Origin of the sequence: Chryseolinea serpens (genome assembly GCF_900129725.1) — a bacterium.
GTDB lineage: Bacteria > Bacteroidota > Bacteroidia > Cytophagales > Cyclobacteriaceae > Chryseolinea > Chryseolinea serpens.
This window is the reverse complement of record NZ_FQWQ01000001.1, coordinates 2,293,882-2,306,713: the sequence shown is the minus strand read 5'-3', so window position 1 is coordinate 2,306,713 and position 12,832 is coordinate 2,293,882. Positions and strand designations below refer to the sequence as shown.

The 12,832-nt window shown below is 39.3% G+C and carries 7 protein-coding genes; all 7 read left to right on the top strand.

The window, feature by feature from the left end; translation table 11 throughout:
- Positions 1-132 precede the first annotated feature (132 nt).
- On the top strand, positions 133-1,122 hold the full coding sequence (locus BUB30_RS09055) for a DNA-processing protein DprA (RefSeq protein ID WP_221408682.1): 990 nt from the start codon (positions 133-135) through the stop codon (positions 1,120-1,122).
- A complete protein-coding gene (locus BUB30_RS09050; protein WP_073132937.1) occupies positions 1,103-1,480 on the top strand; it encodes a hypothetical protein in 378 nt (125 codons plus the stop codon). Before BUB30_RS09055 ends, BUB30_RS09050 begins: the two co-directional genes overlap by 20 nt.
- A 770-nt stretch (positions 1,481-2,250) precedes the next feature.
- Complete coding sequence (locus BUB30_RS09045; RefSeq protein WP_073132935.1) at positions 2,251-2,970, top strand: hypothetical protein; 720 nt, start codon at positions 2,251-2,253, stop codon at positions 2,968-2,970.
- A 937-nt stretch (positions 2,971-3,907) separates the two neighbouring features.
- Positions 3,908-7,069: an SIR2 family protein gene (locus BUB30_RS09040; RefSeq protein ID WP_073132933.1), complete on the top strand. Its 3,162-nt coding sequence runs from the start codon at positions 3,908-3,910 to the stop codon at positions 7,067-7,069.
- Positions 7,070-7,080: 11 nt separating this feature from the next.
- Entirely contained in the window at positions 7,081-10,218 is a 3,138-nt protein-coding gene (locus BUB30_RS09035; RefSeq protein ID WP_073132931.1) for an RNA-directed DNA polymerase, read from the top strand.
- 595 nt (positions 10,219-10,813) lie between these two features.
- The gene (locus BUB30_RS09025) at positions 10,814-12,496 is read left to right on the top strand and encodes a DUF262 domain-containing protein (RefSeq protein WP_073132927.1); all 1,683 of its coding nucleotides are present in this window, start codon (positions 10,814-10,816) and stop codon (positions 12,494-12,496) included.
- Between the two features lie 165 nt (positions 12,497-12,661).
- The gene (locus BUB30_RS35110) at positions 12,662-12,826 is read left to right on the top strand and encodes a hypothetical protein (RefSeq protein WP_178377060.1); all 165 of its coding nucleotides are present in this window, start codon (positions 12,662-12,664) and stop codon (positions 12,824-12,826) included.
- Positions 12,827-12,832: the final 6 nt, after the last annotated feature.

Here is a 12,832-nt window from a genome sequence, read left to right as displayed (position 1 = left end):
AAAATCCTTTGCCTGAAATTGACGACCTTCCTTCCCATCTGGGAATGCTAGCATTTCTCAGTTTTTTTAACTAATTTTATTAGTTAAAAAAACTGCTTCCCGTTACTAGCTGGGGTTTTTTGACCAAATAGAATGAAATCTCCAGCAAATTTGTATATTATTTACAAGCAACAATTGACAATTTTTTGTCCTTTAGATTTGAAAGAAATGAACACTTTTCAGCTAAAATTAGCCAATGAAGACCCGTTGGTTTCCTCGATTGAGCCGTTGAGAGAAATGGCAGCATATGAAGCACTTTGGGAGGACTATGGGGTAACATTTAAGAAAATTGCAGAGCTTTTCGCAAGCCGCCCCGGAAGCTTGCCCTCCGAAATTGTGCCTCAGGACAAAATTCTTTCTTTTGTCAAGATTTTGGCGGATTTGTTCCAACAAAATGCCACAAAGAAACCAGGAATTTTGCTGAATAATACTTTTGATTATCCTGCTAAATTGCGAGCAGCTAAGCATCCTATTGAACTTCTCTATTATCTTGGAGATCTTGGATTAATCAAAACCAGGTCAGTCGCAGTTGTTGGGTCCAGAAAAGCAACACCCGAAGGCAAAAGAAGAACTGCTCAACTCGTGCGAGATTTGGTAAAAGACAAATTTACAATCGTGTCAGGATTGGCGGCTGGAATTGATAGTGAGGCACATCGGAATGCCATAGAACAGGGCGGCAAAACAATAGCGGTTATTGGGACCCCGTTAGATGAATATTATCCAGTTGAAAATAAAAACTTACAAGACGAGATAGCAAAAAACCACTTAGTTGTTTCCCAGGTGCCATTTTATAGATACAGGCATCAGGATTACCGCCATAATAAGGGATTTTTTCCTGAACGAAATAAGACAATGTCCGCGTTAACTGAGGCAACAATAATCGTTGAAGCCAGTGATACTTCTGGAACGCTATATCAAGCTACCGCTGCCATTCAACAAGGACGCAAGCTTTTTATTCTCGACAGTTGTTTTGAAAATAAAGACATAACCTGGCCGATTAGGTTTGAACATCAGGCGATTCGCGTAAAAAACTATTCCGATATTCAATCAGCTTTAATTCAAGATGTCATATCCACTGATTAAGATTGATGAATTACTGACAGCTGATCATCATTTTCTTGAGCCGGAGGATCAATGTTACTATGTAATGGAGTTTACTAAATGGGTTGCTGGAGATCCATATAGTGAAGGAAATGACGTCATCAATAATCTAAAAAAAAAGATGGATAGACGAGGAAAAGCCGATTGGCACTATAAAGCCATCAATATCAACAAAGTTGGAGATATTTTTGCCGGCATTTTTACCAATCCGTCCCTTGCCGGACGCATAATCATACCTATGCCTCCATCCAAATGTAAAGTGCTCTCATCATCGGTTTTCGGGGCAAATTTAACGTTTTCTTTTTGGGTTGTGCTTTTGTCCGTCGGGGCCTGCTTGTGATTCCTTCTCTGTTTTCGCTTCCGATTTCCCTTGTCGGATTCTCTGAAATTGCTTACGCATGTTCTCGTCATACACATTAATGTTTCGTTCCTTCGGGCTGGCTTCGACAAACCATTTTGACTCTTTGTTATCCCGCAGGTATGTCACTTGCTGGAGATTCCGAGGTGGCTGACCACTTCGTTTCGTGCGCCTGTGACAACAACATTCCGTACGGCTGGACAATTCACTTCGCGAAGAACTGACCATCCTTCCTTTTGATTGTCTTGAACTTATCTTCAAATGCAAGTCAGTCTAGCTTAAATAACTCATGGTGATCACGCGCCAACGGAATAAAGTGGTCACCTGGGCCGGAATGCTCACTATTTAAAGTATTTGATTTTATCAGTTTGAATAAATGATTAGAGCCCGCTGAGTCTCCAATAGGTCGGTTCATTTCGTCAGCCCGTTGGGAAGCCCGAATCCATCATTCGGAAAAAATATGATTCTTATTCTTGCTTTACTGAAGTAAAATCATAATTTCGATTATAATTCCTAGCCCACCTGATCCAATCTGATCGCTAGCCCACGCGGAATTGTGAATCCTCTTTGTTCTGGTTTTTCGACGCGGATAGAAATTAAGGAGCTAACCTCGGATAGCTGGTTCGTCAATCACGCTGTCAACCTTTCTATCGCCTTGGTCGTCCCTGGAGATTAATTTAGTCGGGGTGAACAAACGGATTGTTTTCGAGAATCCCCACATATCAAACGCCGAAATTTTAAACCTTCTCAATATGGAAAATACGCCTGTTTTTAACCCTAAGGATTACGACCCACAGCCTCTAATTGAAAATTCAGTTGAACCCGGTCTGCCGTTAATTAAATGGTGTCATCCGCAGCATAATCTGGCCAGAGGATGTAGTACAATATTTCTTGGAACAACGCATTATTATAAAAATTTGGAGACTGAGATTGGCGACAAAACGGAGGGCACGGCTGTATTTGGTCAGGACTATCAACAGGGCGGCTTGATCATGGCAAATAATTTGGTCGTCATGGAAAAAATCCCATCAGTCTATATATTCTGCGCCTCTTATCGTGATGAGAAAGTGTTTGAAGGTTATAATGACAAATATTACATCACAGATCCTCACAGGTTTCTGGTGTTGCTTGCGCAAGTTTTGGCTAACACTCTTGAGCCCTCAGACTTTGAACCGCAGCAGGTTAGTGGTTTATCAATAAATCCACCCTATACTGTTTATCCTAAGATGGAGAAAATAACCTATTTAAATACTTTTCAGCATTGGGGTGTGAATTATAGTAGTAGGCTGATTTTAGAGAACTCCGCATTCAGGAAGCCACAAACATATTCACGCGAGAATGAAGTTCGAATGGGCTATGTAATATCTCATCCTGGACAAAAATACATTTTGAACACAAAGCCTGAACCGAAGATTCTAGATTTTACACCGATAAGGGCAGAACTCGATAAAGTGATTGCCTTAGAGATTTAAAATTTAGTCGAAACTGGTAGTGATTAATTTTTTTTTTAATCTGATTGTAAAATCTCCCACTTCTGTTACCTTAGGTTCAAGATTCCTCGACCCACCTGATCCAATCTGATCGCTAGCCCACTTGGAATCATTTTACTGTTCGTTCATTCTTTTCTAAAGATCTTTAACAAGTTCTTCGCGTGCCAAGCTGTAGCCGTTGCATGGGATCACGCCAAATTCCGAACGAATAGTTCGTCGAATCCATAATTTTATTCTTAAAAATCTTCGCGGGCGTGACACGTTCGAAATTGTGTTAAGAGGTGTGCTTATATACTAAGTTCCTATCAAAAAACAAAAATCCCTTTTTATGCCGTCTTGCAGTCGTTTAACGGACATCGACCACATGTCAATATTATTTTGACCAACCCGCACAAGGGCAAATCAATTCCGATTTTCCGCTTTGATTGATGCCGGTGCCGATGGCAGCGGCTTCCCCGCGCGGTCGCAGATGCACTGGCATACAACTTAAGTGACATACAGCTGGGGAAATTCTGAGAGGGCTTGCCATCTCAATTCATTTTGCATTGACCACTAGTTCCGCAAATGCTTGACCGGGCATATTTTGATCACTTACAATCTTGACAATTAATGCATTCCTTTAGTTAGCGCGGTGTTTTACTCTTATGATAATTTTGGGTGCCATGCCCTGGTGGAATGAAGTGGTCAAAGGGCTCCGAATCTCCAGTTTGAGTGGGCTATTGGCTTCGCTCCGTAGTAAATTCTCACCCTGCCGAAAAAAAATCCTGCTATTCGGAAAAAGATTTTTGCTTTACTAAAGTAAAATCCTAATTTGGAATAGCGATTCCTTGCCCCACCCGATCCACTCGATCAAATTAGCCCACCTGGAATCATAGGTATTATTTGATTCCCATCGGACTAGGCTAACTTTTTATTTTTTATGAGCAAGACTTTAGCATTGGACTACGATGCTTTCATCCGTTCCGTCAAAAGAAACACGGACATATCCCATTCGATGCTGCTTGGCGCTGGTGCATCCATCAGTTCAGGAATTCAATCGGCTGGAGATTGCATTTGGGAGTGGAAGAAAGATATCTACCTATCAAGAAATCATAAGGTCTCGGACTTTTATAAGAATATTAAATCTGATGCCGTAAGGCAAAGTATTCAAAAATGGCTGGATGCAGAATCAGGATACCCGGCCAATAATTCCTCCGAAGAGTATAGCTTTTATGCTGAAAAAGCGTACCCTATTTCCGATGATCGAAGGAAATATTTTCAATCCTTGGTTCAAGGTAAGGAGCCCTATGTTGGTTACAAATTATTATGCCTTTTGAATGAGTATGAAATTGTAAAAGCAGTATGGACTCTAAATTTTGATGGCCTATGCGTTAAAGCGGCCCATCAAGCTAATCTCACACCAATCGAAATTACATTAGATAGTGTGGAACGTATCTTCAGGAGCCAAAGTCGAAAAGAACTTTTATCAATTGCATTGCACGGAGACTTTAAATACGGAGCGCTTAAGAATACGTCAGACGAATTAGATAATCAGAACGCTGTCTTTGTTGAAACCTTTAGACGGTACCATATGGACAAGAACCTTATAGTATTAGGTTATAGTGGCAGGGACAAATCTACAATGCAAACGTTGAAAGATACATTCTCGGTCAAAGGATCGGGAAGGTTGTATTGGTGTGGATATGGGCATGATATTCCTGAAAGTGTCGAAGAACTACTAGAGCTAGCCCGTGGCGCGGGAAGAGAGGCATATTTTATACCAACCGATGGCTTCGATAGAACATTAATTCATCTATCGAAGGCCTGCTTTGAGGATGACAAAACAATCAACCAAAAAATTGATGGTATTTTATCATCGTATGCCACGGAATCTTATGAGATGCCAGACTTCTCTCAGGATGTTTCAAGGACTGATAAGTACCTTAAAAGTAACTTGCATCCGATTCGCTTTCCCAAAGAAGTCTTTCAATTTGAGATAGTCTATAAGCATGGTGAGAAACCCTGGAGTTTGCTGAATGAGTTGTCAAAGAATGACGACATGGTGGCCGTGCCATTTAAGCGAAAAGTTTTTGCAATAGCGACTCTCTCGACCATTCACAAGGTATTTAAAGGACGATTGAAGGGAGAGATATTGCGGGTGCCGATTAGTAAACAAGATGTCGGAAAGGTCACCGCTTTTTCGGCTTTGATGTTAAAAGCTATTTTAAGAGGCTTAACGAGCAACAAGGATTTAGCCCATAATTCTAAGGATAAGCTGTGGCTTAAAAGAGAAGAGAGAATCACGGCCGTAAGTAATACTAAGATTGGGATCCATAAGGCAATTCATGTTTCGCTTTTCTTTGATCTACACGCGACTTATGCCTTCCTATCTTTTAAGCCAACTGTTGAATTATCTTCTGCTGAAGAAATTTCAAGGGAGGTTCGTCAATCTTTAAGTAAAGGTTATCTTGAGAAGTTGCGAAATAAACAATACGAAGAGTTCTTAGAGGAGTGGAAGATTGTCCTCTTTGACGGCGAAAATTTGAAATTTCAATACCCAAATAATTCAGGCACTGGATTTGAATTTTCGATTTCTAATAATACTTCATTTGCTGAAGTTTTGGTGGCTGATCCCAATTTTCGTGCGTTCCATCCAAAGGTTTATGATAAACGACGTACGCAACATAAAGGAATTCAACTTTTAGAGCCACAGCTGGTATTTTCAAATAGCCAAGCCGCGCCCTCAAGAGATTTTCATCCTATGCGAGCACTTATCAATCATAGACCTTATGATTATCCGTTAAATGGACAGGTGTACTCATCAGAGATAAATGTCGGTGTGATCTGCGGGCAAAAGTATGCTGACAAATTTTATAAGTTTCTTAATGAATTGCATCAAAAGCACAGGGCGGAAGTTAACCCGGACTACTTGCTGGACTATCCCGGATTTTCCTCCGCATTTAAAATTCCTATTAATGTGCCCTATTTTAGAGATGATGATAAATGGGTGGACGTTCAAATAGATCATGAGCCCGACATTAAATCTACCGCGATCAAATTGGCGCGGCTCATTACAGCTAAAATTGATCAGTTGGTAAGTAGTCATAGCCAACTGGTTGTAACTATTTTTATTCCCAGCGAATGGCAACAATACAGGGAATTTGAGGACTCAATGGAGACCTTCAACCTTCATGATTACATTAAAGCATTTTCGGCATCAAAGGGGATTTCAACACAATTGATTGAGGAGGATACTTTGTCTGACGCCCTAAAGTGTCAAATATTTTGGTGGCTGTCTCTTTCATTCTATGTGAAATCATTACGAACGCCGTGGATTCTAAACACGACGGATAGCACTACGGCATTTGCTGGAATTGGATATAGCATAAAAAGAGTGGGTGATAGTTCCGAGATTGTACTTGGATGCAGCCATATATACAACTCGCAAGGTCAAGGGCTAAAGTATAAACTTTCAAAAATCGATGATTTCTTTTTGGATAGGCAGTCTAATCCATTTCTTTCGTATAATGATGCTTTTCAATTCGGAGTTTCAATTCGAGAGCTTTTTTATTCCTCGATGGACTCGCTACCGGAGCGAGTGGTTGTGCATAAAAGGACAAGATTTACGGTTGAGGAAGTTAAAGGGATAACCGAAAGTCTCAACATGGCCGGAGTAAAAAATATCGACCTCATTGAAATCAATTACGAACCGGATGCACGCTTCTTCGCGACAAGTATTTTTAGTGGGGAAATGGGAATTGACGGTTTTCCGGTTTCCAGAGGCACATGCATTGTTACCGACAGAAAGGTGGCCTTATTGTGGACACATGGAATCGTCCCTTCAATTAAGAGTGTCAATTATAAGTATTACTTGGGAGGACGAAGTATTCCAGCGCCGTTAAAAATCACGAGGCATTTTGGGGATACCAACATAAATACCATTGCCTCCGAAATACTTGGACTGACCAAGATGAACTGGAACTCATTCGATCTTTATACAAAGCTTCCGGCGACCATTAATTCATCCAATCAAATTGCTCGAATAGGCAAGTTATTGGCGCGCTTTGAGGGTAAGACTTATGATTATAGACTTTTCATTTGAGTTCAAGTTAAATGGAGAACGAGGGAAAAAACGAATTTGTAAAGCTTGCCCGGGAGGCATTTAATAAACTGGCTTCGCATATTTATTTCGATAAGCAAAACCTTTTGGTACGCGAGAAGTTGGCTGACTTTGTTAGAAAGGGGAAGCACAATGCTTTGGATAAGTTTGCTAATGACGTGTATAATTATGACTCTACAGTTAAGAACGTAATAGATAAGGAGATAGATCTCGCCTTTTTGCCTAAAAGCGTTAAGGAAAATTCTAATCTTATTAACCCGGAGTTTCTTTCGAAAAGTTTTTACACCAATCAAGTATATAAGGATCAGCCGCTGGCTGAACGAATTAGCGTTTTTATTGATGCGCCGCTTGAGGTCCACCTGATAAGTGTTATGTGGCTGTTGAAATACGGACACCATTTTGATGAACATTTAGGTAGTCATTGTATAGGCAATCGGCTAGACGGAAACGCAAAGAAGCCAAATAACAGAATTCTATTTAGACGATATGAAAGGCAGTATCAACGTTGGTGGTCTGAAGGAATTGAAGCGGCAAAGATGATGTTTGATAAGGGAAAGAATGTTACAATTCTAAATTTTGATTTCAAGGATTACTATCATTCGATAGAGCTAGATTTAGATTCCTTAAGAACGCAAATTGTGACAAACGATGCGAGGCTTGATATTGGGAATTTGCACGAGATTTTTGTCGACATACATAAAAAATATCGTGAAGTATTTGCGAAGACAAGCCACGTTGCCATGCGGCCGAATGTGAATAGAGTTCCTCTTCCTATTGGATTACTTAGCTCGAGTGTGTTGGCGAATTGGTATTTAAAGGATTTTGATGATGAAATTGCGGGGATAAATCCTTCATATTATGGTAGATATGTTGACGACCTGTTGATTGTAATTGATGATACTGTCATTGAAGAGTTCAATGATAAACAAATTGATTTAATTAAGGAAACGATTCAATTTGAGGATGATCATCATTACATTATTTACTATTATGTAACAAAGTATCTTAACGGTATTTTTAGTTTTAATAGTGAGCCTTCGCCAACTTACTCCGTTCGTACCCCGAAATACCAAAACCTATCCCTACAATCGGAGAAGTTTTTTATCTATCAGTTCAATGTTGACTATTCACCCCAACTATTAAACAAATTTATTGACGATCAAGAGGATAAATCTAGTGTTTTTCAATTTTTGTCGGAGGATGATGATAACGTATATAAAGAATTAGAAAGAATTACGTTTGAGAGCAATTTTGATAGTCAGGACGTTGACAGTGGTGGGTTGAAGGACATTGAAGACAATAAATTTAAACTCTCAGTTTATCTTTCGAAGTTAGCTCGAGGGTCCGTTGTTTCTGGATCTGAATATGATGTGGCGGAGGCGGATAAGGTAAGAAGATATTTTAAGGGCTATCTTCTGAAACATTATTCTTTTTGGGAAAAGTTAATTTCAATTTGGGTGGTGAGGGAGGATTACGATACGCTATATGACACAATCGAATTCATCTTTAGTCAAATTGAATTGTTGTCTTTTAGGATTGGCAAAAATTTTAACGTCGAGGAAAGCAAGCTAATTGAATTTCAGGATAAAGCGAGGGCTGACCTTGTGAGATATTTTAAGGCAGCTGCTAGGATGGCACTTGGGCTTTTTTCAGGGCAGTCTGAGTCTCCGTCGTCTAAAGGAGAAACTGTGCTGCAGTTAGTAGGCGATATTCAGCTATATAAAGAGACGTGGTTGTTGCGTAAGAATTTGATTTTTTTTCCATTGTTGCAATTTTCGGAATACTCTAAATCCAGTAAGTTTCCTCTTTACAACAAAAAGGTGATGGATAACCTGGAAGAAAGAGGATCAAACGCTTTTGAGTTGAGCGCAGCTTTCTTTCCTTATAGAGTGAAATTGAATGAATGCTGCCAGTATATATTTCTTAAGTGGTTTTACAAAGCCGGGACAATAAAATCAAGCAAATCAAAAAAGTATAGCGACTTTTTCAACTGCGAGAAGTTTTTGGATGAAGTTTTTGAAGTGTTTTGTAAGGCAAATTCTATTAAAGATAATTTCAAGCAGCAAATTAAAGATGAGTATTTCATATTGACAGAACCGAGTAAGAGTTTAGGATGGTCAAAACCACCTAAGGGATTGAAAATTCAGGCAGTAAAGGTCCCTAATAGTAGACGAAAAAATAAAGATCTTAGGATTTGCCTTGTTAATAAGTATGTTGATTTTAAGGAGAGCGAGAAGAGCCTTGACGGCAATCCGATTTCGGACATAAAGAGATTTGAGGATTTTAATAGGATATTGGATGAAATAAAAAAAGTCAAGGACCCAGATCTCTTCATTATGCCCGAGATATGTCTGCCGTACCACTTTATCCCACATGTAATTCTGTACTCAGTATATAATCAAACTGGATTTATAACTGGGATTGAGCATTGGAGGATTGGAGAGTTCGTTTTTAACTTCGTATTGACCGCCTTGCCGTTGACGGTGGAGGGCGATAACGATGCTATTGTGATACCACGTCTTAAGAACCATTATGCCCCGGAGGAGGAGGACGTTATTATTGGCAAAAAGAATTTGAAAGTGCCCAAGCCTTTTCCGTATAACTACGAATTGTTTTATTGGAGAGATACCTATTTTTCTACTTATTATTGTTTTGAGTTGGCGAATGTAAGGCATCGTAATGTTTTACTTGGCTTGGTGGATGTTTTATTCGCACCCGTTTGGAATAAGGACATTCATTACTACAACAGTCTTGTCGAGTCAGCAAGTAGGGACATGCATTGTTTCATTGTATTAGCTAATACGACGCAATATGGCGATTCTAGAATTACACGACCAGCGGATCATATACGTAGAGATAAATTGAGAATTAAAGGAGGGACAATACCTGATCACAAAGCGATCGTAGTCGTTAGCGATCTGGAGATTTCAAGCTTAAGAGAATTTCAAATTCAAAAAAGACAGGAACCCAAGGATAGAGACGAGACCGCTGTCAAATTCAAACCCCTTCCACCTGATTTTCCTATCGAGGCAGCTACCCTTAGAATTGAGTCGGCACTCTTTGCGTGTGATGTAAATCCCAGTACTTATAAAAGACTAGATGGGTTTATGGACGACGATTTGCCTTTTTGAATTTGGATTCAGGAAGACTTGGATACATTCAGTTGGATCATTTCGAAACTTCGAAACGCTCTTTTTTACGAACCTCGGAATTTCTACCCGACGCGAAAGTTTGGGACTTCAGGGACGCTCATGAACGGAAGAAAGACCAATCTGGAAATTCCGAGATGGCTGACCATCATATTTCGTTTTGCATTGACCATTAGTTCCGCAGCTGCTTGACCACCAGATTTCGGGTACATTTGATCACTAAGGGTCTTGGTGGGGAATCCGACTCCCTTGACCAGGGTCAATCGTGTTGGGCATAACTTCAAGATAGTCAATACGAGGGATGGTCAGTTCCTCGTGGAATAAATTGTTCGATGGTCCGGAATGTTGTGGTCACAGGCGTACGAAACAAAGTGGTCAACCACCTTGAGATCTCCAAAATGACTAACAAAAAAGCAGAAGACAAGTGTAATCCTTTCAGTATGGTTGCTGTTTACTACTTAAATAAAAAGACGGACCAGCAATTGATAAATCGCTTAACGATTCTGGAACTAAACACTTTTCAGGTCTGTATGGTGACATCATCTTAATAGCTATTACGTCTAATAAAGCAAGCAATATGTCAATAACAAAAAGTCAAACAGAAAAAATTGGATCAATCTTTAACGGTAATAGATTTGTCATTCCGTCTTATCAGCGTAAGTACAGTTGGACGGATACAGAAAGAAAAGCTTTATGGCAGGATATTGAGGAAAGCATAAAGGATAATATGAATCACTTTGTTGGAACCCTTTCTTTCAAAGAGAACAAAGCGGTGGGTTTATCCACAGATACAGTATATGAGATTATTGATGGGCAGCAACGTATTACCACCATATTCATTTTGCTAAAAGTTCTTATTGACAAAATAGAGGATGTGGACATTAAAACAAGTCAACTATTATCATTCATTGGCAGTAAGAACAATCTTAAGTTGCGTCCCCTTGGAGCCGACGGGGACTTTTTGAATAAACTGCTTTTTGATCCACAAAGTATAGAGATAGACAAAATCAATAAACGAAGTCAACGGTTCATGCTTTCCGCTAGGAAATTATTTGTCGCATTCACGAATGCTTTGACTCCCAAGGAGATTGAAGCGCGAATAATTTTTATACGAAGTGGAATTGAGGTTTTAGTCTTCAATGTGGAAAACCAAGCCCAAGCGGTTAAAATGTTCTCTATCATCAATGACAGAGGACTTCCGTTGCGGATTTTGGATAAAACTAAAAGTATTCTAATGCTCTACTCAACCCTACACTTAAAGGAAGGGCTGAATGGCGCCATAAACGATAGCTTTGAAAAAATATTTGACTCTTATGATGACCTTTTGGTATGCAGAGATAATCTTGGAATCCTAGGCAGACTTGAGGAGAATACAATATTTACTCACCACTATTATTCTGCTCGAAAACTTTTTGACGCTACCTGGAATAACAGGGATGGTGCTGATACAATATTTAACAATTTGAAGGTGAAGTGTGAAGAGCTAAAGGATAAGCCAGCAGAATTGCAATCTTTTATTTCAGAATACTTAAATGACTTTGAGGAGTTTGCTGTTAGTTACTCTGATCTAATAAAAGAGATTGAAACAAAATCTATTTATCAGAAACCGTTTAGATATTTGGAGTTTACTGCTACGCTTTATCCGCTTTTGGTGCGGCTATACATGCAGGGCAAACTTGATGAATTGTTATCAACATTAGAGGCGATTGAGGTACGGGTTTATAAGCTGAGGGGAACAAATCCCATTGCTGATATATATTGGTTAAGTTCTCATATTACTGAAAATAATTTAACGTCAAATGAAATAAGAAATCACTTGGTGAATTTTAGTGAGAAGTTCGTGAATAATCACGTTTTTGGAACTTATCTTGATGGCGCCATCTATGGCAATGGTGCTGTAAAGTATATCCTTTCAGAGTACAGCAACGACAATTGTGACATTGTTACTTACAAGGATTTTCAAGTCGAACACATCTTCAGTAGGGAGCCAAATTATGCTTCTTCAGCTTACGGCTTTGCTGATGATTATGACTATGAAAAAAATCGTTTAGGCAATCTTGGCTTACTGGAAAAGAGCCTGAATATTGGTTTGGGAAATTTGCCTCCCATTAACAAGATCACAGGGTATCTTGAATCGATCAATACTGATATTAGAAATATAGCCGGTGAAATTCAAAAAGGCCCATTCAATAAAGTCAATGTTGACGAACGAAGAAAAACTATTGTTGACTTTTGTGTTACTCGTTTCAAATTGAACTAAAGGCATACGAAACAAAGTGATCAACCACCTCGGAATCTCCAATAGCCTTCCAAAGCCTCGCGCAGAGTGCTTTCCAGGGTTCGGATTACGTCTGCCGGATCATTTATAGGAGCTTAAAAACTTAATAGATTAGAATGGAGTTATTGAAGTAAGAATGAAGTATTTTTGAGAGAGTTTTCAGCTCAAATGGCTGAAAAAATTGTAGATATTGCCAATCTCGAAATTATCAGGCGAATCAAAAAAATCGTTGCTGACAAGAAGCATATTCACGAAAAAATAAGGGAAGGTAAAGTTGGAAATTCTGAGGGCATTGACCACTTTATTTCATGAGGGTGT